The sequence below is a fragment of the Shewanella sp. 4_MG-2023 genome (assembly GCF_030548015.1).
Taxonomy (GTDB): Bacteria; Pseudomonadota; Gammaproteobacteria; order Enterobacterales; family Shewanellaceae; genus Shewanella.
Genome location: NZ_JAUORL010000023.1, coordinates 1 through 23,027, shown reverse-complemented (window position 1 = coordinate 23,027; position 23,027 = coordinate 1). Strand labels below are relative to the sequence as shown.

The window sequence follows — 23,027 nt, the reverse complement described above, 5'->3', positions numbered from 1 at the left end:
GTGGGAGCTTTGAAGTGTTGTTATTGCAGTTTTTTTAGCTATTAGGTCATTAAAATCAACCTCTAATGACTAAAACAAAAAAAACGGCCTAAATAGACCGTTTTTAATCATCATATCGGTAGATAAATTAACGCTTAAAAACGATGATTAAGCCGTTAATAAGTCGCTGTGATGAGTTAGAAATCGTAGCGTAAACCCACAGTCACGATATCGTCATTTAAGCTTTGGCTAGTTTGGTTTAGTACCATGTCGCCATCATACTTAGTGTAGTGACCATATACTAAGGTACTTGGGCTAACGCGGTAATCTGCACCAACACTGAACTGGTTGATTTCGAAATCGCTCATGTTTTCTAAGCTAGAAGTATCATTAGCAAAACGGCTAGCGTACTTACCAAGACCTGAATCATCATAACCGTAAGCGGCTTTAAGCTTTAGGTTACCCATTAGGTAAGCTAGGTTTACGTAGTAGCTATCACCTTCAAGATGAGCTAGTTCAGCTTTTTGGCTTTTACTGTTTTGGTATAAACCGCCAACAATAAAGTCACCAAATTTAGCTTGTACTACACCACGGTATGCTTCTACATCGCTGATACCATCTTGGTATGCTGCAGCTGCATAAAAGTTATGTGTTTTAAATGCTTTATCACCAACAGTTGCGCTTAATGCATACATAGAACTGCTAGTTGATTCGTGATTATCATCCATTAAATAAGTCGCATTTAATGTCACTAAATCTGCAATTTTTGGTGAGTAATAGCTAATGCCATCAGCTTCACGGTTTTGACCAACAACTAATAAATCGATATCAGAGTTACTGTTACCAAATAAATCAAATCCACCTTCTGCTGCTTTGAACACAGTGTCGTTACGACCCACTAATGCAGTACCTGCAACTGTTTTAATACCTAAAAAGCTGTTACGAGCAGCAAAAGTATTACCAGAGTTATCAAAGTTAGAAACGCCGAACTCCATTTGATATAAGATTTCTACGTCATCACTGATTTTTTCAGAACCTTTAACACCTAACCATGAAAAGTTATTTTCAAGGACAGTGCCATCTTTTTGGTTTTGAGTTGCAATACCTTCACTAGAGTTAGTGATTGCAAGATCGGCGCGGCCATAAAAATTTGGGCCATCAGCTAGAGCAGTAAAAGAGGTCATTGCAGTGCAAGATAAAATAGCTGCAGTGATCAGGTTTTTTTTCATCATCTTAATCTTCCTTTGGTAAGGGCTTGATTTTTATCAGCTATGCTTGCTGATATTGATAGAAAATAACGACTGGGTTATCAACCTTATCGTTATTCATAGTAATTCCTGTTCTGTGGAGGATATTGCCACAAAAAGCTCATACCAAAGTGTGATCTATGTCACTTTAGGTTGGATTTAATTTATATGTATCATTATGATTTACAATGACTTAAATCGTAGTTAACAGTTTTATTGGTGCGGTTAACTGGCTTTCTTTGTTTTTGCTGCATGTTGCGGGTTTAGGTAATAGGTGTTTCAGTGTGTAACTAGGGTTTAACTAGGGTTTAACTAAGGTTTAATTGAGGAATACATTCAGATCTGCGTTGATTTCGTATAAAATACCGCCCCCACATTGAGAGTTTAAAGAGCAATACATGTTGTCTGAATCATACTTAAATCGTTTTGGTGGTATAGGTCGACTATACGGTCAAGCGGCATTGGAAAACTTTGCTAATGCACATGTCGTGATCATCGGTATTGGTGGGGTAGGGACTTGGGTCGCCGAATCGCTGGCTCGAAGTGGTATAGGGCAAATAACACTGATTGATTTAGATGACATATGTGTCACTAATACCAATCGTCAATCTCACGCAATTGCATCCACCATCGGCCAGTCCAAAGTTGAAGTAATGGCGCAGCGAATTATTGAAATTAATCCTGAGTGCGTGGTGAATGAAGTCGAAGACTTTATCACTGTCGATAATTTGGCGGAGCATCTGGGTAGTAAAGCCAGTCCGTTAGCGATTGATTATGTGGTTGACTGTATTGATGCCGTCAAACAAAAAGCGGCGTTAATTGCATGGTGTAAAAGAAATAAGCTGAAAATTGTCACCGTAGGTGGCGCGGGAGGTCAAACCGATCCCACTCAAATTCAGTTAACCGATTTAGCTAAAACTTATCAAGACCCATTATTAGCGAAAGTCAGAAACATTTTGCGTAGAGAATATAACTTTTCAAAAAATGTTGCCCGCAGGTTTGCCGTTGACGCAGTGTTTTCAACGCAACAACTGGTATATCCTCAAAATGATGGTAGCGTCTGCAGTACTAAAAATAGCGCCGATGGCAGTATGAGAATGGATTGTGCGTCAGGCTTTGGCGCAGTGACTATGGTTACTGGCACTTTTGGTTTTATTGCTGCAAGTCGAGTATTAGCCAAATTGGCAGCCAAATAATGTATACAGAATGCCAATATTTTTAAGCTTAACGTTTAGCTTATCAATCTCATTTAACCTATAGCTTAGTTTCGATCTTCATGGCGCATTAAACAGCTTATTTGATGCGCCTAACTGCCGTTGTTTGCTCTTCCCTCTAAATAAGTCATTGCGTTAACTGCTTTTATTCATTTCTCATTTTATTGGCATTGAAATTGCTTTACTAAGTCTAGATTCAAAAATCTGACACTGTGGATAGCATGATGATGAAAATGAAATTAAAGGCTGTAAATTTAGTGAATATCAAACGCGTTTTAGTCAGCACTATGCTGTGGTTAGTGATCGCTTGTGCGGTATTATTAGTTGCACCTCAGCACGTGCTTGAGACGCTTTCTTTGTCGGCTCTGGTGTCAGATTATGGCCATTTTATTGGCTTAGGGCTCATTGTTGGTGCCGCTTTTTTCTTAAGCCAATTATTCACCTTTGTGGTTGACGAGTCGATTGGGATTTTAAAAGAAAAACGCGCTGTTGAAACCATAGAAGCCAAAGTTAAGTTACTCGATCCCGCTGAGCGAGCGTTACTGCGAGAGTTCTTTTTACAGGGAGCGACAATTTTGGCGCTACCGCAAAACGAATTGGCAGTTAAAGGTCTAGTGGACAGTAATATTTTAGAGTTAGTGGGTAATGAGCGTCACTATGCGATTCAAGGACCGACTGCTGAGTATAAAATTTCAATGAAAGCGCGTTTGTATTTAAATCGTGAAGTATTGAGATTACCCGCAGGCGAGCCAAGTAAGGAAGAGCTTAATCACCTTATTAAAGCGCGACCACAGTTTGTAAATGGTCTAGTGCAATCTAGAAAGCATGCCGCGTAATCTAAAAATTAGGTTTAATAAACATAAAAATGGGGGCGAAAGCCCCCTAAAGAAACAAATAACAAATAACAAAAATTATAGAAGGAGGGTAGTAACTATTCCTTAGGAGCAGATTTCACAATAAACATCCACATCATGTAAGACATGATCCCCATGGTGCAGAAGATAACAATCATTGACAGCAATCCGATTGCGTTACCAAACATTAAATCTAACCAAAAAGCCATAATCATTATCCTTTCATTGTAAAACTAGCTTTAACATACTATTTTCATTTTTTAACATTTATGATCTTGATCAATAAAGTCAGTGCTTTTTAATGGGGAAGATTTATTAATGTCGATTAGCGCAAATTTACTCTACTTGAATGAGATTTAAGCTATTGAGATTGATTTGATCATTTTGCTTATGAAAGGGCTTGCCATTGTCATTGGCCTAGGTATAATTCCGTCACTCAATTGAGCCAAGCTTGATTGACTACAATATGATGCCAGCGTGATGAAATTGGTATACATGGGGGATTCAAAATACAACCCGTTTAGGTAGGTTTTGTATTCAAAGTGTTGATTAATATAATCATTATGGTGATAGTAAGCTAAATCATATCTGGTATGATTTGGTATGAAGATTTACGAATAAAGTTTTAAAATATAATTATTAAAGTTATTTTTTAAAACCTTATTTAGGTTAAAAAGTTTTGCCGCGGTGGTGGAATTGGTAGACACGATGGATTCAAAATCCATTTTCTTCGGAAGTGACGGTTCAAGTCCGTCTCGCGGTACCATCATAAGAGAGCCTTGCTAGAAATAGCAGGGCTTTTTTTTTACCAAAATTTCATATCTAAATCACTTTCTATCAAAGCCAAACAGAATTCAAAATATTTATTATTAACTTAAATTGTTAAATTGTTAAATTTAAAACAAATATCACCAATAAAGATACTTATAGTCGGTCGACTTATAGTCATCTTTTGGGCCTAATTTATCTTATGACAAAAAATAATATTCAGATCACTTTTGGTTTGTCTGTTCGTAAAGAAAGAAACCTCAAAGGTATGACCCAAGAAGAACTAGCACATTTGTGTGGGTTAGATAGGACTTATGTGGGCGGTATTGAACGCGGAGAGAGAAACGTCAGTTTAATAAATATTAGCAAAATAGCATTTGCTTTAGATAAAGAAATAAAGGATTTATTTTAATGAATTACGACCAGTTAAAACAAGAGATTTTTGATTACTTTCATACTGAACTAAGAGATATTACTTTTCAAATTCAAAACAGTAATATAACAAGAAATAAAAAAGCTACTCAAATTAATAATGCTGTTGAAAATGTTAAAAATAGAGTTGGTGATTTATTGGTTAATAAATATTCTCATCTAAATCGCCCCAAACTTTATATGCTCGTTCAATATTGTTATACAGTAATGAGCTTTGAATATAGAAATACGGTGTGGCCGTATGAATATATGGCTTTTTCTCGAAGAAATGGTGAACTTTGGGAGCGATTTTGTAAAGCTGCTTGGGATCACTCAGAAAAAGATACACTTTATAGAATACAAGCTCCTCATTTTAATGAAGTTAAGAACAATTTTATACAAAAAATCAGAGGTTATGTAGATGCCCCTGTCCACCAAAATCAATTAGTCGCGGATACAAATGAAATTTTTGAACTTGTTGGTGAAATCAATATGGTTGAAGATGAAATGTTTAATCTTCATAATCAAAACCACATAATTGATTTTAAAAGTGGCTTTGGTTCAAATGAGAAAGGGAATACATTAAGACTTTTAGCCGTTGGTAAAGCTTATAAACATTGGGATCAAAATGTAAATTTACTTTTCCTAGTTAGACAAAATGAAAATAATAATTACCTAGAAACAATTAGACGTAGTAATCTCTGGTCTGTTTTTTGCGGTGATGATGCTTATAATAAAATAGATGAATTGACCGATGCGGGGATTTGTGAAGTTAGGCGTGAGGCCGTAAATTTTCAAAATGATCTATCTCCAGAATTTTGGAGCTATTTAGTCCAAGAAAATATTCACGGTTATTTAAATTGGTAAAAACTTAAATAGCTTTAAAGGCGCAGGTTTGATCCTGCACCTTCAAATCTATAAGTTTTAAATAACAGATTTTATATATTTCGCTCTCATTAATTTAGTTTCGTTCCAGCCAAGCGATTTTGCCGTTTCTACTATTTTTGTTGCTTCATTAAGCTCTTCAATAGTTAACTTTGGAATTTTTAATCTTTTTAAGTAATTTGCTGAATTATTTGCTCCTGGAGCAATTAGTGATTTTAATTTTGATGAAAAATCATCATTTAAATAAATTAATAAAAAATTATGGTAATCATTATTTTTGGCAAAAACACCAACAACTCCTTGATCAAATATAGCATTATTAAAGGTAGAAGCAGAGAGTCGACCTGAAGTTACCATAGGTATAGCTAATCCTTCTTTAAAATAAAAAACTTTGTTTTGTAATCTTGCTTTTTTATCTTTATCGTAAAAAATGACAGCTTCTTTATCCCACCTAATACAACTATTGGTTGTTTCAAATGGTTCTCTATGTCCTCCTCGGATAAACGGAACATACGCTACTTCTTTAGCTATTCCAGACTCTTTCTCATCTAGAGTAGGAGTCATTATAACATCACTCCAGTTAACAGCATGCCCATTTACCCGCTTGGGTGGATTGTCTATGTTATAACCGCAATAGTCAGTATTATTTCCTGTATAAATACCTGTTTTACAATCGGCAATTTCATCTAAAGTAATAACATCACGACTAAAAGATACTGAACCAATAACCTTGGGGCTTATCCATGAATCATTGCAGTTTTCTATTAAATAAGAGCCTTTAATTGTTGTTTTGTCTGTATCAAGTAAATTAATTAGTGCTTCATCAGATGAAACAGCATCAATCCAGTTGATATCACAGTCAGGCGTGGTTTTTGTTTTAGTTCCTGCTATTATACATAAATTGCCGTATCCAAAATTCACCGAACCAAACCTCTTACTCTTAAATTGCAGTATATGGGTAGGTTTTGCTGTCTCTAAAATAAACTTTCTCAAATAAGTTAAATTTGTACTTGTAAAAAAAGTATCAGGCATGATGAAAACATATTTTCCATTTTCTTTTAAAGACTTCAATGTTAAATAGAAAAATAGCCCGTAAGATTCCCTAGCATACACATCAGGAAATTTTTTCTTAATATCCTTCCTATATTCTTTTGAGAATTTAAGCCCGTATGGGGGGTTACATATCGTAGAGTCGTATTCCCTATCTGGTAACATTTCAACTCTATTTTCTGAATGAATATGGTAATCAATAAAGTCTAAGTGATAATAATTGCAGTTGTTAAATTTAACTTCTCTTTTAAAATGCTCTTCATCAATGTCAATAGCATCTATTTGTTTTGGAGAACCTATTAAGTCTTTGATAAATGCCCCTTCACCAAAACAAGGCTCAATTATGGTGTGTCCTGAAGTATCACCAAGTAGTTCAATCATCGTATGTCTGATATCATCAGCGTTGGTAAAAAAGCCTTGAAATGACTTATCGGTATATCTATTATTCATATTGAAATTTCAACTTAAGAAGGATACTAAAAGTCATCAATTTAACAGGGGATAGTACAAATTTCAAGGGGTATGTATAAATAAACAGTACTCGGATATTGTTAGGTATTACATTTAACAAGAAAAACAAGCTAAATGACTGATTTTAATGAGTAACATAACTTGTTTTAATTTTCTTCTTTTGTATTTTAGTAAATAATCAACGCGAATTCTGTCTGAATATTATGCTTTGTGCCTTATTTCAAGGTAAGTTCTAAATTCACTGCATGAATCAACCGTCTGGTGATTTCGCAATCAGACCATGCTTCATGAGCTGATAAATCAGATATATCAATGCGCTGTTGCCGTGCAGCACTGGTTAATTTTTGCCAAGTATAATTATCAAAATAGTCATTCCAACAATCGTAATATTCTGAATACCATTCCATGACACAAAACATGTCCCATTTTTCAATTTTTTCAGAATTGCAATCATGTAAAACTGCTGTTTGATAGGTAATGCGTTGATCAAATTCAGCATTATAAATAAGTACTTTTTTACCTGCTGTTAATTTAACTACTTTTTCATGAATAGATTGATAAGTAATACAATCTTTAACTTCTTCATTGGTTATACCATGAATATTTGATGCTGATTTTGAGATGGACTTTATAGGTTTTAATTTTTCATTTAATAGAATCTTACCAGTAAAGCCGTCAATGCTAGCAATTTGCACTATTTCATCTTCATCACCTAAGCCAGTGGTTTCAGTATCAAGAATCACAGTATTTTTTAATTTTATTTTTTTAACCATTATTTTTCTCCTTGTAGATTTTGGTTAATTATTGTTTTGCGGGAGTATCATTACCTGAAAGCGGTAATGAAATTCCCTTAATGGGGGAAGCTAGATGTTGGGTTTTCCGCAGGAACTTGGGAGTTTTCGGTATTGGCCTTATCTATATGTATATAGGTATTGCTACTCTTAACTATCTTTCTTCTTTTTATTAGGTTAAATAACTTGGTTAATAAACTAGATTTTTGAGGAAATGATGCTTCTAGTGTTTCTGTTTTTTTAGTTTTAGTTCTTTTTTGTTTAGCTGGATGAACTGTTTTATTTTTAGCTAATGTAGCGTGTTTTTTGATGAAGTTGGGTATAGCACTAAAATCAAAAGTAATGGCCTTGATTGGGCTAGTTTCATTTGATTCATCTACATGTTCGATGTTGTAGGTTATATTGTTTCTCATCTTACGATTTTCAGACCAATTGCCTTTTCCCATATAATATGGGTTTAGCAAATACGTACCTTTACCGATACGAGCAATAAGCTGTTGTTTTACAAGTTCGGTTAATACATTGTCTAGTGTTGAACTAGCAATGGTTAAATCATCACAAATATCCTGCTTTAAGATGGTATTAAGTATTACTTGATTAGTGTTATAGCCAGAGTAAAAACTTAGCTCTAAATAAACCAAAATATGATTTTTAGCTATATTCTTGAGTCTGTGTCTGTCTTGATAATAGACTTTTGCAAAGTGAGGCTCTGAATCTATTTGAGCTTTATATTCGTTTACCTCTTCAGAAGCAGTATATTCACCCTTTTCATTTAAGACACTTTTTGTAGTGCTTCTTTTTAGTGTTTGTTGTTTTTTCTTCGTATTAAAAATATCAACCATGTTAGTTCTCCTATGTATTAACCCAGTTAATACATAAAGAGCATATATTTTAATTAATACAAGTTGCTAATCTGAAATAAATTAAGTTTTATCAGTTAGTTGGTGTTGGCCACTAAGTGTTGAATCTTATTTTTAGGGCTAACGTTTTTTCTTTTTTCTGTGTTTTTTTGTTGTTATTATTTAGATAGATTAGTTGAATGTTAGGGTGTTTCTCACATTTTAAAGGGAATTTATTTCTCTCGCGTTGAGGGAAGTTTTCCTCCCTGATAAAGGGACTTGGAGTGATATTATTCTATTGAAAAATAAATTTAATAATTATCAAAAATAATGAAAATAATTTTTTGGTTTGAGTGTTTTATACAAAAAATCAGAATTTTGGTTAGCCAATAAAATAGTGAAGTATCATTTTTATGGCTAACATTTTGGATTATTTATTGCTTTTTCTTCAGCTTCGCAGAACCAGTGACAACCTATGAACGAAGTGAATGATCAAGGTTGTCCTATCTGGAAGGTTCAACTTCCCCCTCTGATTCTCATCACGTTTTTGACTTTTAAAATTTGTATGGTAAATATTATTATATAATCAATAAACTACATGGAGGTAGTGATGAAAAATTGGGTAGTAATATCAAAACCAATAAAAGAAAGTGCAAAAGGACTTGCTAAGTATTTAAGCTATTTAACTAGCCCTAACCATCAGAACCATAAAAATAAAACCAATATTATTCCGCTGTTTGGTAATAATCAGAATTTATATAAGCGCATTATTTTTTCAGTGGCTGATAAAGAGCTAAAAACAGCCAAAAAACGAAAGGGTGGTAGACCAATAAGTTCTTTTGCCCAGTCGTATGTATTTATCCTGCCTGAGGGGATTGGCACTAAACCAACCAAACAGGAATGGTCTTATATTGCTAAAGAGTTAATTCATACTCTGATTTTTTTTACTGGTTCATCAAAAGAGGATATTGCCAAGCATATTTTTATTAATATTCATGATCAAAAAAATCCTCATCTAAATTTAGTTGTTTCAAAGATCATTAATGGCGATGTTAAAACTGAGCTTCAAAAGAAAAGTATTGTTACAGCTCTTAAAAAGACGTTTAACTATGCAGTATTAAATCGTCTTAAAATTTCCCCAAGTGACTATCAACCACAGACTAAACGCAATAAGCGTTATAACTCAGATTATTATCATAAAAATGATCAGTTAATAAATCATATTAACCGAATAGATGAACCAACTCCTGAAGAAAAAATTCTTTTTAAGGATACATCAAAACTTAATAGACCAAATCCAAGTTTGGGTAGGAAGTTTAACTAATGGCAAGTTGGGAACTAGCCAAGTATTTAGCTGGTGAATTAGTTAAGGAGCATAACTTAAAAAATGCAGAAAGTTGGTTAACTGAAGAAGTACTTTATTTATTAAATAAATATCCTGAACTTGAATCTTATATAGATAGTAAATCTGGTACATTAACTATCTCTGATATTATTTCAGCATATCTTTTATCGCCAAGAAACAACAAGAAAACTAAACGACTATATCTACGTTGGTTCAAACCAGAAACGCTTTATAAATTGAGACTGTCACATTACCTCTTAGCGGGATTTTTGTTTTCTACTGCACTGAGATTTTGCTTTAACCATAGGTATAATAAACAGCAATTAATTTTATGGGAAATTGACTATACAGAATCAAAAAAGTTAATTTTAAAAAATTTAGCAATTCATAAGATGGTTGTTAGTGTTGAAAAAGGTAAGGGTACAACTGGCTATAAAAATAAAAGGAGATAGTTTGACTTGATATTATTTTTGCAAAAAAGCTTACTTAACCAAATAAAATTTATGTCAGGTAAGCTTTAATTAAAAAGCTTTTATTTAATCAAATATATTTAAGTTTTCTTGTCCTAAATTTTCCATGACAAATTCAGATGCAAGTGCTGAAAAACTAGCATCATAATAATCCCTGATCATTGTTGGACTATTTCCCACATATTTAGCAAGTTTATAAACATCAATTTCTTGATGTAATTTCTTTGTTATAAAGTAATGTCTAAATGAGTAGAGTGTAAATTTATCTTCAGTTAAATTGTCTTTTAAAAATTTTCTGAACTGTGTCCAAATATCACAATAATCAGGAATTTTCCCACAGCTTCTGGCAAATATATACTCATTCCCATGATCTTGTTTTAATTGCATAAAGTCTTTTGATGGGATTTCCGTTGTATGCTTAAACAAGAATTTAATTTCTTTTTCTGATTTGAATTTTTTAAAGTATAGCTGTGTTAGCAACTTATATGTTTCTCTATCTATATGAATTTCTCTTGTTTTATTTTGCTCTCCCATTTTGCCTTTTTCTAGAAAAATAGTTGTTCGAGCTTCACCTTTATATTCACTTTGAAAAATATGCTTCCATTTAATTCCTGTTGTTTCGTCTCCTGGCCTAGTGCCAGTATTTTCGATAAATTTGATATAGAATTTGAAAAGATTCCTGTTCGCTTTCACTTTTTTGTTTGTTGATTTTCCGATAAATAAATCAATGTTTTTGTCTACTGAATCCACATCTACTTTCCTGAAGGTAAGGCGTTTTTTTGACTTAGTAGTTTCAATTTTAATATCTTTCCATAATGGTCTATCAGCTTGAATAATCATTTTCTTTTTAAGCGCATAAATGTAAATTCTGTCTAGTGCCGTTTTGGTCATTGTAGTTTGTGTATCACTGTTACCAGTATCACGCTGATTAAAAAAATCAATAAGCTCATTCAGACCCAGATTTTTAATGTAGCAATTACCCAGTACAGGGATAATTTGATTTTCTATAATTCGCAAATACCCTTTTTTAGTTTTATCGTGCAATTTTTCTTTTTTGAATTCATCAATAACTTTTAATGCAACTTGTTTCACTGTTGGTTTAAGATCAGATATAGGTAAGCCTTCTTCAAGTAGAACATCATTTTTGTTCTTTCTCTTTTTTGCAAAATTAACCGCTTCTATAAAGCTTTCCAGAGTTCCAATTTTACACCCAGTAGAAAATCTAACTCTATTATTTTTAAATCCTAATTCTGGAGGTGTTTTTATCTGCGCCCACCAATTTGATGAATTTTGTTTGAAAATAACTAAGTCACCATTTTCAAAAATATTATAAGGTGTGATCGTAAATGAATTGGAAATGTCCATCTTTGAATTCCGAATCTGGTATGAGGTTTGGTATGATATAATCATGTTACTATACTAAGTTATTGAATAATTAGCTATATATAGTAAACCAAATGAATTCAAAATCCCCTGTCGAAAGACGTGTCGGTTCGAGTCCGACCGCTGGTACCATCTCCTCTTTGAGGATAAAACCGACGTAAGTCGGTTTTTTTGTGCTTGAAATTTACCAAGCCAGGTTTAATTTCCTAATAGTAATTGTGTTCATTTCGTTCATTTCGTTCATTGCGTTCATTGCGTTCATTGCTTTGTTGTATGAGACACAATTACCCGCTAAAGCGCTAGCTTCGAAAGCTAAATATCATAGTGTTGTAGCCCATAGCTCCATTTTTTTAACGCGGCCTCCAACTCTTTAAGTTTATAAGGTTTGTGTAAAATGTCATTCATGCCTGATTCAACGCACTCAGCGACTTCAGTGGATGTTGTGCCAGCCGTTAGTGCAATTATCGGTTTAGTATAACCCTGTTTACGTAAGTACTTTGTTGTTTGAAATCCATCTAAAATGGGCATACGGCAATCCATTAAAATGATATCAAATTCATTATTTTTTAAGACTTCAAGGGCTAGTTCTCCATTATCAGCGAACTTATAGTTAATGCTAAATTTATCTAGCATCATCCCTAAAATAACTTGATTGGTCTTGATGTCTTCTACGGCTAAAATGCGTAGATGATTGATACTGTGAGTATTCCTGTTTACCTCAATAACACTTTGGTTATTTTCTACGGCAAGTTCAAGGGGAAGCTTAACGGTAAACTCTGTCCCTTTATCAAGGGTACTGACGAAGCTGACCTCACCATTCATCAATTCAATCAACTGCTTACAAATGGATAGCCCTAAACCTGTTCCTTCAAACTTTCTTTGGCTAGAGTTATCGACTTGGGTGAAGGGCTCAAATAAGCTTGCTTGCTTATTTTGGGGGATGCCGCAGCCAGTGTCAGAGATAATAAAAATCAATGACGTGTCTTGCCATGATGTGTGTAGATGAATCGATCCTTGATTGGTAAATTTAACTGAATTGCCGATTAGGTTAATTAGGATTTGTTTAATCCTGTCTGCATCCCCAAGCAGGGTGGTAGGTATTGATTGGTCATTTTCGCAACTGAATGTCAGTCCCTTGGCTTTGATTTTCTCAGTAAAAATTTGTTCTATGGTATCAATTAGGGTTTGCGGGCTGAAAGTGGCTAATTTCAACTCAAGCATACCAGCGTTCATTTTGCTGATATCAAGTAAGTCATTAATAATAACTCGAAGCATTTCTCCCGCTTGATGTACGCTCATGAGTAATTTTTTTTGGTAGCTGGTAATGGAGGTGTCCTCCATGAGCTCCGCTGCCCCAAGTAAGCCATTTAAGGGGGTTCTTAATTCATGGTTAATCATTGCCACAAAGTCACGGGTCGACTTTTCAGAGTGTTCCGCTCTTATTTTTTCCTTAATGGTTTTGTTAAGTAATAATTGGCGCTGAAAAGAGGCACTTATCATATCGGCAATTAAACAGTACTGTTTTTCAATCACGCGATGCCAGCTTTCTTGAGGGCTGGTACGGAAAATAAAATGTAATCGGCCCACTTTTTTAGGTCCAAATTGCAGATATACTACTAGCTCGGTTTTATCTTGATTCCATTGGAAGTTATTTTTCGGGGTTGGAAACTCATCAAAGGTGGTTGCTTCACCGGATTGTAAGTGTTCATTTTCTAATATATCCAAGCTGGAAGACAGCCGGATTGCTTTAATACTGGCAGTATCCATCAGATCTTCAAGTAATTGTTGGATCACCTGCTCACTGGGAGGGACTTGTAATAACTGCGAGTTATAATGTGACAGGGTGGATTCTAATTTATTGATGAAGATCAGCAGTTGTTCATCTTGTTCAGCTTGTTTTTTTGCAACAACTAAAGAGTCTTCCACAAGTAATTTTGCGAAATACAGTTCGGTACTTTTTTCTTCCAATAGCGATTCAGCTGCTTTGCGAATTTTAGTTTCTCGTTGAATCTTTTTCTTAAGCAGTTCTATTGTTTTTTCACTATCCATTTATAAAGCCTAAACTTTGGTCAATGTAAAGCGAACCTGAGAACCGTCCGCTTGAATCGGTTTCATTTGGATATCAATTTTTTCATTAAAATATTCAGCGCAGCCTTCAATGAGGCCAAAACAAACATGAGAAAAACAACGGGCAGAAATATAATCTAACACCATGTCATATTCACTGCTTGAAATAAGGTCAAACTTGGGTGGCTTTGCATCGCCGTAAAGCTTTTTAACTTCAAGATGAATATATTCTTCGACTTGGGTAATAAATTGAAAAGTCGAGCTCGAGTTAATTTTAAGCTCTGGCATACTGTCTAGTAAATTAGTGAATACTGATTTGCCATATACAGCCTGTAATTCTTCAATACTGATACCTGTTATTTTACTTAAAGAGATAATCAGTTTTACTAAATCCTTATGATCGTAGGTGCCAGCGGAGGTATACACTCCTTCATCTGCATTTTCATCAAGTATTTTTTGGCATACTTCTAAACCAAATGTGGTTTCAACAAGTTCTAAAAACTCAGAAAAAATAATACCCTTCATAATCATCCTTAATTAATGTCTTTGTATTGAGTATAGGCATAAAATGACATTACTCTGCAGTTAATCGCAGTTTTTAGATAAACAGGAATGTTGTAAAACTATTCTGATACTCGGGCGAACTGATTTCGTCAGCGATGAAACTTAGCAAGGTTAGTTATTATTGGGGTGATTGCTCAGACAAGCTCTGAGTCTTTAATCCTTTCAATCGTGACCTATGTGGAATGGATGCGATCGCGTAAATAAAGTTGAATAATAGTGTTCTTATTTTCAGCTAATGAAAAAGGATGCCAAGGCATCCTTATTTGTTTCATCGGCTATAGAGACTTTAAATTGGCGTTAAGCTTAGAACTTATAATCAATAGCCAAATACACTTGCTGTGTATCATTTAATGAGTAGCTGGCACTATTCGCCCCATTAGATGCGTTTACATCATAATCTTGTTTTAAATAGCGGTAACCCACTTCAGTAGACCAGCTGTTATTAATGTTATACATCAAACCTGTTTGACCGCCCCATACAAAGGTATTTTTAGAGTCAAAGCCACTGTCTTTAATCCCGTTATGCGTCATACCTGCAGTTGCACCAACAAACCAGTTCATTTTATTACTGTCACCTAAGCCAACAAGGTAATCATATGATAATAAAAAGGTTTGTTGTCTTGCTATATCATCAGAGTTATAGCCGTAGGTGGCGTATATACGGTTGTTATCATTGAGGTAGTTACCCACTCTAAATTGGTAGCTTATATCTTCTTCTATATTTCTCTGATTACTTTCTGCACTAGATTTCATTTTATAGGTATCTTGCTGATAACCTGCTGCGCCACCCACAAACCAATCTGATGCCATGGCTGGAACTGACATTACTGATGAGATTAAACCCGCTAGAACAAGATGCTTCGTTTTCATTTTTAACTCCAAGTATAAATAATTTGTCACAGTGTTTTTGCTGTTGAGGTCATCATAGTGCGAGTTAGCTGAATCGTTACTGAATGAAATTATTGGTATTTTTATATCGCTTAGAAGGGTTATGTATTTGTTACCTGGGTAGAACGGTTTTATCACTGGTTTTTTGCTGGCAATGTTTTGGCTTAAACAGGCTCTGGGAAACTGCAATCGAATTAATTTTTGAATCGAGATGGCATATCACATATGACTTAATTATTGGTAGATCACAAATATGAAAGATAGTTATGGGATTGTATGCGCTTTGTCACTTTATTGTTTTTTAGCCCACTTTTGAGGATGATTTTTCATGTATAACCTTGTATGTGGCTAAGTAAGAAAGATAACTAAAATTTAAGCTATAAATTCAGATAATTGAAACATATTTTGAAATTGTATCGATATGATTTTGTCGATAATTAACGCTGTTGTTGAGTTAGCTAATGGCTTAGTTGTCCCAAGTCAGGTTCGAAAACGATAGGTTTTTGCTAAGGAGATTGGCTAATGTTTTATGTTCACATGTTGTTATTGCTTGCAGTGATCTTTGTGGGGATCCGTCATGGCGGGGTCGCATTTGGGTTATTAGGAGGCTTAGGGGTTTCCGTATTAGCGTTTGCTTTCGGAGTCGCCCCCGGTTCACCGCCTGTCAGCGTGATGTTAATTATTTTAGCGGTTGTCGCGGCATCAGCGACGTTAGAAGCAACTGGTGGCCTGAAATTATTGGTTAAGTATGCTGAAAAACTATTAAGAAAACACCCCAATCAAATTACCTTTTTAGGACCATTATGTACTTATTCATTAACTGTGTTAGTGGGTACGGGTCATTCGGTTTATCCATTATTACCGGTTATTTATGACGTGGCCTATAAAAAAGGTATCCGCCCTGAGCGTCCTTTAGCAATGGCTACCGTGGCATCACAAATGGGCATTACAGCCAGCCCAATTGCCGCAGCCGCCGCAGTGGTTATGGCAACGGCAATGGATAATCATCTTGATATTAGCTTAATCAATGTTTTATCTGTCACTATCCCGGCGACTTTAGTGGGCGTATTAGCAGGTTGTGCTTGGAGCTTAAATCGCGGCAAAGATCTTGATAAAGATGAAGACTTTCAAGCGCGTTTAAAAGATGACGAGTTTAAAAACAACTTAATTGACCCAGAAATTGAAACGGATGATCAAGCCCATACCGATACCATAGCGAAAAGAGGCTTAATGCTGTTTTTAGGCGGTATTTTATCTGTGATCATGTTGGCAATGTTCAGCAAAGAATTACTGCCTGAAGGCGTAAAAATGTCGGTAGCCATTCAGTTTATGATGCTATCCGTTGGCGCCATTATTTTACTGGCAACAAAAGTCTCGCCGCAAAAAATCGTTAGCAGCAATGTGTTTACAGCCGGTATGACGGCGGTAGTGATTATCTTTGGTATCGCATGGTTAAGTGACACCATTATTGGCCATCATAAGAGTTACTTAGTGAGCTCATTGAGTGATTTAGTTAGTGCTTACCCTTGGTCGTTTGCCATTGCGATGTTTATGGCATCAATATTCTTAAAAAGTCAGGCAGCCGTGCTAACCATTATGTTTCCGCTGGGCTTTGCATTAGGCATTCCTGCCCCTGTGCTGATTGGGGTTATTCCAGCCTGTTATGCTTATTTCTTTTTCCCGTTTTATCCAAGTGATTTAGCGGCAATCAGTTTTGACCGCTCTGGTACCACTAATATTGGTAAGTACGTCCTAAATCACAGCTTTATTGTGCCTGGATTTATTGGGGTGAGTACCGCAACAGTATTAGGCTACTTCCTATCAACAGTGGTGATAAACCATTAGTCTATCGCCAGATTAACTGACAAAAATGCCCAGCAATTGCTGGGCATTTTTGTATCGACAATTCAGTGCTTAAGGCTTAACACCGCGAACGATAGGATTTTGCAGGCTTATCAAGGTTTCTGTCGATTGAATTTCATCGATTGATTGAATGCGGTTAATTAACACGTGCTGTAAGCCATCGATTGATTGGCACATCACTTTGACAAAAACACTGTAATTACCCGTGGTGTAATAGGCTTCTACCACTTCTTCAAGGGCATTGAGTTTGGAGATCGCGGCAGGGTAATCGCCGGCACTTTTTAAGTTAATCCCAATAAAACAGCAAACGTCATAACCTAGAGCTTTGGGGTCTACTGTAATGCGCGCGCCAGTGATAATGCCGGCTTGCTTCATTTTTTCCACTCGTACATGAATGGTGCCGGCACTTACTGCAAAACGCTTTGCCAGCTCTGCAAATGGGGTTCTGGCCTCTTGCATTAATGCTTCTAGGATTTGGTTATCTAGCTGGTCACGCTGAAATGGAGTTTCCATAGTAAAATGCCTAATTAAATTATAATTAGACATTAATTTACGGATAAATGTGATAATTGGCTATCAAAAAGTTCTCATGATTAGTTTTTTACTAAGCACTTATCGTCAATTGTGACTGATATTATTGTGTATCTAAGGGCGTTATAAACGGCACTTCAGCATTAAAGGTTAATGGCGTTTGATGGTAAGGATGCTTTATGGTTAATTCAGCTGCGTGCAATAACAGCCTGTTTGATAGACTTTTGGCCCAAGGATCAGCATAAAAGCCATCACCTAAAATTGGGTGGCCAATTGCCATCATATGTACTCTAAGTTGATGGGACCGCCCTGTAATAGGCGTTAGCTTAACCAGTGTTGATTTTTTCCCATAGCTTACCACTTCAACATGGGTTAAAGACGGTTTCCCCACAAGGTGATCGACTTTCTGTTTTGGTCTATTAGGCCAGTCACAAATTAAGGGATAATCAACTTGCTTAACGGCCGGACTGACATGGCCTGCGACTCTGGCATAGTATGTTTTGGCGGTTTCACGATCGCGAAATTGCCGTTTCAGTTCACGCTCAGCGTTACGCCTTAACGCCACTACAATGACCCCTGAGGTCGCCATATCAAGTCGATGGACAATGTGTGAATTAGGAAAGCGTTCAAGCACTCGGCTATAGATGCTGTCATGATATTGGGCTTGGCGGCCAGGAATAGACAGCAATCCAGATGGCTTATTCAAAACGATAATATCTTTATCTTCATGAATAATATCTAACCAAGGATCGGTTGGGGGAGTATAGATAAAGTCTGCCATGTGTTGCGCCTAGCCTTAATAGAGAATGCGCGGCAAAGATACCTATCCCTTGGCGTGAGTGCAAGTCATCTGAGCCTATTTAAGAGGGTTATAGCTTTTATACAAAACTTGAACTAATGGTTTATTAAAAAGCTTTTATGAAAATGCATTGCCGTTAACGTGCATGATGGTGAATGTCCACACCACAAAGGCTAGCGGAATATGGACTAAGGCATAAAAACCTTGATCTAAGCGCGATAACCCTTGGGCGTTCCAAATTAAAAACACATGACTGAACACCACTAGCGGAAATAACGCCATTAAAGGGTAGAGTGCAAATGGGCTCGCATCAGCAAAAATACTGTGGCTGAGTAAAGCCCAAAAAACCATAAAACTTGTGGTTAAAGGCGGTGTTGCTAATCGATATTGTTCTGGGTAAGGGAACATTTGTTAACCTTAAGTTTGATGTGTTGTAACCCTAGGTTAACCTTTTATTTCCTTTTTGCCATGTATTACTTTTCTATGAACCACTGAATAATGTCTTAAACCCGCAGGGCCATGGGATACGATGACAGATAATAGGATGATAAAAATAGTAATTTCAGGTTTCCAGTTGGCCATAGGGATAAACAGCAGTAATAGCAGTACTTTAAAAATAGTCAGTACTCCTTTTAGCTGGATAAGCCAGCGCCAATCTCTGATGACTTCCCATGACAATAATGCAAGTCCACTGACCATGGCGAGGATCCAGTAATTGAGCCAAAGTGGTTGCTCTAAGCCAAGCAGAATACCACCGCCAGCGCCGACTACACCAACAATATGTAATGCTCTCAGGCTGGTTTTTCCTAGACGTTGAATCCAAAACTGAACTTCTGAAACTGCTTGCTGCTGCTTTTTTGACATGTCTATACACATATTCCTGTGAGTAATGTCTCAGCTTAACAAGAAGATCTAAAATGTTCAGCGATCTGTAGCAAAAACTCAATTATTGTTATGCTTTAACCAAACGCTCAATTGCACTGACATAGGTAAAGTCGGGCAATCCATTTTTAATGAGCCAAATAAACAACACAGGAGTTAAGGATGAAAATCGGGTTCTTTAGTGCTAAGCACTACGATATTCAGCATTTTGATGCCATGAATACAGGCTTTAACGCAGAGATTGAATATTTCGATTATCGACTTTGTATGCAAACAGTAAAACTGGCTGATGGTTTTGAAGTGGTTTGTGCTTTTGTCAATGACTCCCTATGTGAAGAGGTATTGGTTGAGCTTGCCAATGGCGGTACTAAGATTATCGCCATGCGCTGTGCAGGCTTTAATAATGTTGATTTAGATGCCGCTAAGCGCTTAGGTATCACAGTGGTTAACGTTCCTGCCTATTCGCCAGAGTCTGTGGCTGAACATACCATTGCCTTAATGTTAACCCTAAACCGTAAAATTCATAAAGCTTACCAACGTACTAGAGACGCGAATTTTGCCTTAACTGGCCTGGTGGGCTTTAATATGCAAGGTAAGACCGTTGGAGTGATTGGCACCGGTAAAATTGGTCTTGCTACCATCAAAATATTGCAAGGCTTTGGCTGTAAAGTGGTGGCTTACGATCCGTACCCTAATCCTGCAGTTGAGGCATTAGGCGTTGAGTATATTGACTTAGAAGCACTCTATCCTCAATGTGATGTAATTAGTTTACATTGTCCATTAACACCTGAAAATCATCACCTGTTATCTGCTAAGACATTTGAAAAAATGAAGCCTGGGGTGATGGTGGTTAATACCAGTCGTGGTGGCTTGCTCAATGCCATTGATGCCATGGAAGCGTTAAAAACCGGTAAAATTGGTTCATTGGCGTTAGATGTTTATGAAAATGAAAAAGAGCTGTTTTTCCAAGATAACTCTAATGAAATTATTCAAGATGATGTCTTTAGAAGGCTTTCTGCTTGCCATAATGTTATTTTTACCGGACATCAGGCGTTCTTAACCGTTGAAGCGCTTAATGCGATTGCCCAAACGACCTTGCAAAATGTCACCGACTTGCTTGATGGTCAGCGCTGCGTAAATGAACTCACCAACTAGTGCCGTTGTCGCTCGAGTTTGTAAAGGATTGAGAAAAATCGACTTAACCCAAGCTTAGGTTACTTAACAAGGAATCAGCAATATGATCATTACCAAAGAAGTCCACGATATTGAAACCCCAACAGGTGATATGCGGACTTATGTATATCGCCCAGATGCCCCTGGGCAATTTGCCAGTATCATATTCTACTCTGAGATTTTTCAACAAACTGCGCCTATTGCCAGAAGTGCAGCCATCTTAGCCGGACATGGTTTTGTGGTGTTAGTGCCAGAAGTGTTTCATGAACTGAATCCGCTAGGCACTGTGCTTGAGTATGACGATGTGGGTAAAGATAAGGGCAATGCTGATAAATTTGCTAAGCCCTTAGAGCAACATGATAGCGATACTCAGGCGATTATCGACTTTGCCCGTAGCCAAGCATATTGCAGCTGTAAAGTGGGCGCGATGGGCGTGTGCATAGGTGGCCATTTGGCTTTTCGTGCAGCGTTAAACCCCGATATCAGCGGTGCTTTTTGCTTATATCCCACAGATATCCATTCAAATACCTTGCCCTGTGAGCCAGAGAACGATTCATTAACTCGCTGTGGTGATATTAATGGTGAGCTGGTATTAGTCTTTGGCAAGCAAGATCCTCATGTATCTAAAGCAGGCCGAAAAGCCATTTATCAAAAGTTAGAGCAGCTTGATACCAACTTTAGCTGGTTAGAGGTGAATGCTCAGCATGCCTTTATGCGTGATGAAGGCGAGCGTTATGATGCGGCATTAGCACTGCAAATGTATTTGCAAGCGGTGAGCTTTTTTCAGCGCACCTTAAAGTAAAACCTTGTTAGGATCAGTAAAAAAATAAGCCCTGAGTGATACTCAGGGCTTATTAATTCACGACATAATCGCAAATGAATTATGGCTTAAGCCGCTTGTTGATATTGCGCTAATTCAGCAAGGCTTACTTGAGCCACTAGCATGTCATCAAGATAAAAATCGATATGCTCTTCGCCTTTACTGCCAATCAACTCTTGCTTAGAGCCATCTTCATAAGCCAAGGTCATCACCAGAGTGCGCTCATCCTGTTGACTAATTTGTGCACTTGATAGTTTAACTGGCGCCGTTTTAAAGTCGTCGCTAACGTGCTTATTCATTTTAAAAATAGCATCAGTTGGTAAATCAACTACCGCTTCTTTATCTGTTAATGGGTTAGTCCCGGTCCAGAACTCAATGCTGTTAAATACAAAAAGATCAGCTGTAGCTGCTAAACCATAAACTGGCGACAATAATGCGAATAAACCCGCACGACCATAACGGTTGTCGACAGTATCTAAATTTAACTTAGTGACCATTTGGCTTGTGGCCATTTGTCCCATACAGCCAGATAGTTGGCTACAAGTTACGATCATTGCAGCAGTTGCTAAAAACTTCTTTTTCATTTCATCAATCTCTTATTTTTTTATCAGCTGCGGATTATAGGCATTTCTCCCTTGGAGTATGTGATGGCTGTCACGTCAGTGTGTTGGGTTATTTATGGCTAAGTATCTGAAATGTTGAACTAGTTTGTTTACTGTGTGCAGGTTGGCTAACTGTTGCTATTGCTTGGTTGTTTTTAACGATTGGTGAGCTAAATGTTGGGGTTTTAGGGGCAATAAAAACTGCTTAAAAGATCTATTTATGCGGTATAATTTCGCCGAATATCCTGCCTATAAACCATGAGAACTCCATGTCAGAGTACCAGCTGTTACACCATGTCAGTGACGATATCGGCCCCATCTATGTATTAGATGATGGCGATTTTCGCGTGTTATCTTTTGGTGACAATGACGAGCAGAGTAAAATACTGAAAGCGGCGCCCCATATCCCTCAGCATACCTATGTTCAGGCCATGCTAGCGGTACTGCTATTTAGCAAACCTAAAAGTGCCATCATATTTGGCCTTGGTGGCGGCGGGCTGGTGCATGCACTTAGACGTTTTGATGCCGGGATTAAGCTGACTGCAGTTGAGTTGCGCGCTGATGTGATTGAGATTGCTAAACGCTATTTTCAATTGCCTATTGGCAAAAAGCTTAAAATTGAACTTGATGATGGCGGCACATTTTTAGCCAGAGCTGAACACAAAAAAGTGGATATTATTTTTGCTGATATGTATATCGAGCAAGGGGTTGATGAAAAGCAATTAACCAGCGAGTTCATTGGCACTTGTCATAAAGGCCTTAAAGCGGAAGGTTTTTTAGTGCTTAACTGCTGGAAAGAGCACAGTAAAAGTGAGCTGCTAAAGCAAGTGTTATCAGCGCACTTTGCCAATGTTTATGCCACTTTAACAGGAGGGGGAAATTGGGTGGTTTACGCCAGTAAGCAGCCACATTCTTTTAGCTCAGCTTATAACAAACAGCAGTTGCAGCAATTATCGCAACAGCTTGATTACCCAGTAGGGCGTTCACTGACACGTTTCACTCAATGGGAATAGCTGTTAGCAAATGATAGTGGCACTTGCGGTGCTAGTACTAATAACTAACTAACAAGCAACCGATTAATGACAGCCTTTGCCTCAACAGCCTGGCTATCCAACAAGACGTTCACTGACA

The 23,027-nt window shown here is 36.7% G+C and carries 24 protein-coding genes and 1 tRNA gene; 11 read left to right on the top strand and 14 right to left on the bottom strand.

All coding sequences use genetic code 11. The features are described from left to right. Positions 1-176: 176 nt before the first annotated feature. Positions 177-1,208 carry a porin gene (locus Q4546_RS13280; RefSeq protein WP_102520925.1) on the bottom strand — a complete coding sequence of 344 codons (1,032 nt, stop codon included), beginning with the start codon at positions 1,206-1,208 and terminating at the stop codon, positions 177-179. Between the two features lie 419 nt (positions 1,209-1,627). On the opposite strand from Q4546_RS13280, the gene tcdA reads away from it, so the two are divergent. Then, complete coding sequence (tcdA, locus tag Q4546_RS13275; protein ID WP_102436769.1) at positions 1,628-2,422, top strand: tRNA cyclic N6-threonylcarbamoyladenosine(37) synthase TcdA; 795 nt, start codon at positions 1,628-1,630, stop codon at positions 2,420-2,422. A gap of 242 nt (positions 2,423-2,664) precedes the next feature. Further along, a complete protein-coding gene (locus Q4546_RS13270; protein WP_102436678.1) occupies positions 2,665-3,276 on the top strand; it encodes a superinfection exclusion B family protein in 612 nt (203 codons plus the stop codon). A gap of 95 nt (positions 3,277-3,371) precedes the next feature. Here the strand turns inward: Q4546_RS13270 and Q4546_RS13265 are convergent, their stop codons facing one another. After that, positions 3,372-3,503, bottom strand: coding sequence for a DUF3149 domain-containing protein (locus Q4546_RS13265; protein WP_076540587.1), 132 nt, complete (start codon positions 3,501-3,503; stop codon positions 3,372-3,374). Between the two features lie 472 nt (positions 3,504-3,975). Between Q4546_RS13265 and Q4546_RS13260 the strand changes: the two genes are divergently transcribed. From Q4546_RS13260 to Q4546_RS13250, 3 genes are all read left to right on the top strand, one after another. Continuing rightward, a tRNA-Leu gene (locus Q4546_RS13260) sits at positions 3,976-4,060 on the top strand. Between the two features lie 204 nt (positions 4,061-4,264). Next, positions 4,265-4,474 (top strand): helix-turn-helix domain-containing protein, encoded by a 210-nt coding sequence (locus Q4546_RS13255; protein ID WP_274803960.1) that lies wholly within the window; start codon positions 4,265-4,267, stop codon positions 4,472-4,474. Next, positions 4,474-5,340, top strand: coding sequence for a hypothetical protein (locus tag Q4546_RS13250; protein ID WP_303446401.1), 867 nt, complete (start codon positions 4,474-4,476; stop codon positions 5,338-5,340). Before Q4546_RS13255 ends, Q4546_RS13250 begins: the two co-directional genes overlap by 1 nt. 57 nt (positions 5,341-5,397) lie before the next feature. On the opposite strand, the gene Q4546_RS13245 is transcribed toward Q4546_RS13250, so the two are convergent. The 3 genes from Q4546_RS13245 to Q4546_RS13235 all read right to left on the bottom strand — a co-directional run bounded on the left by Q4546_RS13245 (position 5,398) and on the right by Q4546_RS13235 (position 8,512). After that, the gene (locus tag Q4546_RS13245) at positions 5,398-6,858 is read right to left on the bottom strand and encodes an N-6 DNA methylase (RefSeq protein WP_303446400.1); all 1,461 of its coding nucleotides are present in this window, start codon (positions 6,856-6,858) and stop codon (positions 5,398-5,400) included. 236 nt (positions 6,859-7,094) lie between these two features. Continuing rightward, positions 7,095-7,652, bottom strand: a complete 558-nt coding sequence (locus Q4546_RS13240) for a 3'-5' exonuclease (RefSeq protein ID WP_303446399.1) — start codon at positions 7,650-7,652, stop codon at positions 7,095-7,097. 77 nt (positions 7,653-7,729) lie between these two features. Further along, entirely contained in the window at positions 7,730-8,512 is a 783-nt protein-coding gene (locus Q4546_RS13235) for a hypothetical protein (RefSeq protein ID WP_303446398.1), read from the bottom strand. Between the two features lie 607 nt (positions 8,513-9,119). Here Q4546_RS13235 and Q4546_RS13230 point away from each other — a divergent pair. Both Q4546_RS13230 and Q4546_RS13225 read left to right on the top strand, forming a co-directional pair. Next, complete coding sequence (locus tag Q4546_RS13230; RefSeq protein ID WP_303446397.1) at positions 9,120-9,833, top strand: hypothetical protein; 714 nt, start codon at positions 9,120-9,122, stop codon at positions 9,831-9,833. Further along, positions 9,833-10,306, top strand: coding sequence for a hypothetical protein (locus tag Q4546_RS13225; RefSeq protein ID WP_303446396.1), 474 nt, complete (start codon positions 9,833-9,835; stop codon positions 10,304-10,306). The genes Q4546_RS13230 and Q4546_RS13225 overlap by 1 nt, the downstream gene beginning before the upstream one ends. A gap of 84 nt (positions 10,307-10,390) precedes the next feature. On the opposite strand, the gene Q4546_RS13220 is transcribed toward Q4546_RS13225, so the two are convergent. The 4 genes from Q4546_RS13220 to Q4546_RS13205 form a co-directional block, all read right to left on the bottom strand. After that, positions 10,391-11,689 (bottom strand): site-specific integrase, encoded by a 1,299-nt coding sequence (locus Q4546_RS13220; protein ID WP_303446395.1) that lies wholly within the window; start codon positions 11,687-11,689, stop codon positions 10,391-10,393. Between the two features lie 330 nt (positions 11,690-12,019). Beyond that, positions 12,020-13,756: an ATP-binding protein gene (locus Q4546_RS13215; RefSeq protein WP_303446394.1), complete on the bottom strand. Its 1,737-nt coding sequence runs from the start codon at positions 13,754-13,756 to the stop codon at positions 12,020-12,022. A gap of 9 nt (positions 13,757-13,765) precedes the next feature. Next, a complete protein-coding gene (locus Q4546_RS13210) occupies positions 13,766-14,299 on the bottom strand; it encodes a heme NO-binding domain-containing protein (RefSeq protein ID WP_102520908.1) in 534 nt (177 codons plus the stop codon). Between the two features lie 342 nt (positions 14,300-14,641). After that, positions 14,642-15,208 (bottom strand): outer membrane beta-barrel protein, encoded by a 567-nt coding sequence (locus Q4546_RS13205; RefSeq protein WP_102520907.1) that lies wholly within the window; start codon positions 15,206-15,208, stop codon positions 14,642-14,644. A 540-nt stretch (positions 15,209-15,748) separates the two neighbouring features. On the opposite strand from Q4546_RS13205, the gene Q4546_RS13200 reads away from it, so the two are divergent. Further along, positions 15,749-17,071, top strand: coding sequence for an anaerobic C4-dicarboxylate transporter (locus Q4546_RS13200; protein ID WP_102475352.1), 1,323 nt, complete (start codon positions 15,749-15,751; stop codon positions 17,069-17,071). A gap of 69 nt (positions 17,072-17,140) precedes the next feature. Here the strand turns inward: Q4546_RS13200 and asnC are convergent, their stop codons facing one another. The 4 genes from asnC to Q4546_RS13180 form a co-directional block, all read right to left on the bottom strand. Then, positions 17,141-17,602 carry a transcriptional regulator AsnC gene (asnC, locus tag Q4546_RS13195; RefSeq protein WP_076540553.1) on the bottom strand — a complete coding sequence of 154 codons (462 nt, stop codon included), beginning with the start codon at positions 17,600-17,602 and terminating at the stop codon, positions 17,141-17,143. Between the two features lie 121 nt (positions 17,603-17,723). Further along, entirely contained in the window at positions 17,724-18,401 is a 678-nt protein-coding gene (gene rluA, locus Q4546_RS13190; RefSeq protein ID WP_102436688.1) for a bifunctional tRNA pseudouridine(32) synthase/23S rRNA pseudouridine(746) synthase RluA, read from the bottom strand. Positions 18,402-18,536: 135 nt separating this feature from the next. Further along, entirely contained in the window at positions 18,537-18,827 is a 291-nt protein-coding gene (locus tag Q4546_RS13185) for a hypothetical protein (RefSeq protein ID WP_102436690.1), read from the bottom strand. Positions 18,828-18,863: 36 nt separating this feature from the next. Next, positions 18,864-19,283: a hypothetical protein gene (locus tag Q4546_RS13180; RefSeq protein WP_102436692.1), complete on the bottom strand. Its 420-nt coding sequence runs from the start codon at positions 19,281-19,283 to the stop codon at positions 18,864-18,866. A 180-nt stretch (positions 19,284-19,463) separates the two neighbouring features. Between Q4546_RS13180 and Q4546_RS13175 the strand changes: the two genes are divergently transcribed. After that, on the top strand, positions 19,464-20,456 hold the full coding sequence (locus Q4546_RS13175; RefSeq protein ID WP_102436694.1) for a 2-hydroxyacid dehydrogenase: 993 nt from the start codon (positions 19,464-19,466) through the stop codon (positions 20,454-20,456). 82 nt (positions 20,457-20,538) lie between these two features. After that, positions 20,539-21,276, top strand: a complete 738-nt coding sequence (locus Q4546_RS13170) for a dienelactone hydrolase family protein (protein WP_102436696.1) — start codon at positions 20,539-20,541, stop codon at positions 21,274-21,276. Positions 21,277-21,362: 86 nt separating this feature from the next. On the opposite strand, the gene Q4546_RS13165 is transcribed toward Q4546_RS13170, so the two are convergent. Beyond that, a complete protein-coding gene (locus Q4546_RS13165) occupies positions 21,363-21,878 on the bottom strand; it encodes a DUF3332 domain-containing protein (protein ID WP_102436698.1) in 516 nt (171 codons plus the stop codon). A 287-nt stretch (positions 21,879-22,165) separates the two neighbouring features. Here Q4546_RS13165 and Q4546_RS13160 point away from each other — a divergent pair, with 287 nt between their 5' ends. Continuing rightward, positions 22,166-22,909, top strand: a complete 744-nt coding sequence (locus tag Q4546_RS13160) for a spermidine synthase (protein ID WP_102475348.1) — start codon at positions 22,166-22,168, stop codon at positions 22,907-22,909. Positions 22,910-23,027: the final 118 nt, after the last annotated feature.

What these genes read in the sequence shown, in the direction of transcription:
- Q4546_RS13220 (WP_303446395.1), bottom strand. Translation starts at nt 11,689, where the DNA reads ATGGACATTTCCAATTCATTTACGATCACACCTTATAATATTTTTGAA.
- Q4546_RS13215 (WP_303446394.1), bottom strand. Translation starts at nt 13,756, where the DNA reads ATGGATAGTGAAAAAACAATAGAACTGCTTAAGAAAAAGATTCAACGA.
- Q4546_RS13205 (WP_102520907.1), bottom strand. Translation starts at nt 15,208, where the DNA reads ATGAAAACGAAGCATCTTGTTCTAGCGGGTTTAATCTCATCAGTAATG.
- Q4546_RS13175 (WP_102436694.1), top strand. Translation starts at nt 19,464, where the DNA reads ATGAAAATCGGGTTCTTTAGTGCTAAGCACTACGATATTCAGCATTTT.
- Q4546_RS13240 (WP_303446399.1), bottom strand. Translation starts at nt 7,652, where the DNA reads ATGGTTAAAAAAATAAAATTAAAAAATACTGTGATTCTTGATACTGAA.
- Q4546_RS13280 (WP_102520925.1), bottom strand. Translation starts at nt 1,208, where the DNA reads ATGAAAAAAAACCTGATCACTGCAGCTATTTTATCTTGCACTGCAATG.
- Q4546_RS13235 (WP_303446398.1), bottom strand. Translation starts at nt 8,512, where the DNA reads ATGGTTGATATTTTTAATACGAAGAAAAAACAACAAACACTAAAAAGA.
- Q4546_RS13225 (WP_303446396.1), top strand. Translation starts at nt 9,833, where the DNA reads ATGGCAAGTTGGGAACTAGCCAAGTATTTAGCTGGTGAATTAGTTAAG.
- asnC (WP_076540553.1), bottom strand. Translation starts at nt 17,602, where the DNA reads ATGGAAACTCCATTTCAGCGTGACCAGCTAGATAACCAAATCCTAGAA.
- Q4546_RS13255 (WP_274803960.1), top strand. Translation starts at nt 4,265, where the DNA reads ATGACAAAAAATAATATTCAGATCACTTTTGGTTTGTCTGTTCGTAAA.
- Q4546_RS13250 (WP_303446401.1), top strand. Translation starts at nt 4,474, where the DNA reads ATGAATTACGACCAGTTAAAACAAGAGATTTTTGATTACTTTCATACT.
- Q4546_RS13245 (WP_303446400.1), bottom strand. Translation starts at nt 6,858, where the DNA reads ATGAATAATAGATATACCGATAAGTCATTTCAAGGCTTTTTTACCAAC.
- rluA (WP_102436688.1), bottom strand. Translation starts at nt 18,401, where the DNA reads ATGGCAGACTTTATCTATACTCCCCCAACCGATCCTTGGTTAGATATT.
- Q4546_RS13270 (WP_102436678.1), top strand. Translation starts at nt 2,665, where the DNA reads ATGATGAAAATGAAATTAAAGGCTGTAAATTTAGTGAATATCAAACGC.
- Q4546_RS13165 (WP_102436698.1), bottom strand. Translation starts at nt 21,878, where the DNA reads ATGAAAAAGAAGTTTTTAGCAACTGCTGCAATGATCGTAACTTGTAGC.
- Q4546_RS13170 (WP_102436696.1), top strand. Translation starts at nt 20,539, where the DNA reads ATGATCATTACCAAAGAAGTCCACGATATTGAAACCCCAACAGGTGAT.
- Q4546_RS13230 (WP_303446397.1), top strand. Translation starts at nt 9,120, where the DNA reads ATGAAAAATTGGGTAGTAATATCAAAACCAATAAAAGAAAGTGCAAAA.
- Q4546_RS13265 (WP_076540587.1), bottom strand. Translation starts at nt 3,503, where the DNA reads ATGGCTTTTTGGTTAGATTTAATGTTTGGTAACGCAATCGGATTGCTG.
- Q4546_RS13185 (WP_102436690.1), bottom strand. Translation starts at nt 18,827, where the DNA reads ATGTTCCCTTACCCAGAACAATATCGATTAGCAACACCGCCTTTAACC.
- Q4546_RS13210 (WP_102520908.1), bottom strand. Translation starts at nt 14,299, where the DNA reads ATGAAGGGTATTATTTTTTCTGAGTTTTTAGAACTTGTTGAAACCACA.
- Q4546_RS13200 (WP_102475352.1), top strand. Translation starts at nt 15,749, where the DNA reads ATGTTTTATGTTCACATGTTGTTATTGCTTGCAGTGATCTTTGTGGGG.
- Q4546_RS13160 (WP_102475348.1), top strand. Translation starts at nt 22,166, where the DNA reads ATGTCAGAGTACCAGCTGTTACACCATGTCAGTGACGATATCGGCCCC.
- Q4546_RS13180 (WP_102436692.1), bottom strand. Translation starts at nt 19,283, where the DNA reads ATGTCAAAAAAGCAGCAGCAAGCAGTTTCAGAAGTTCAGTTTTGGATT.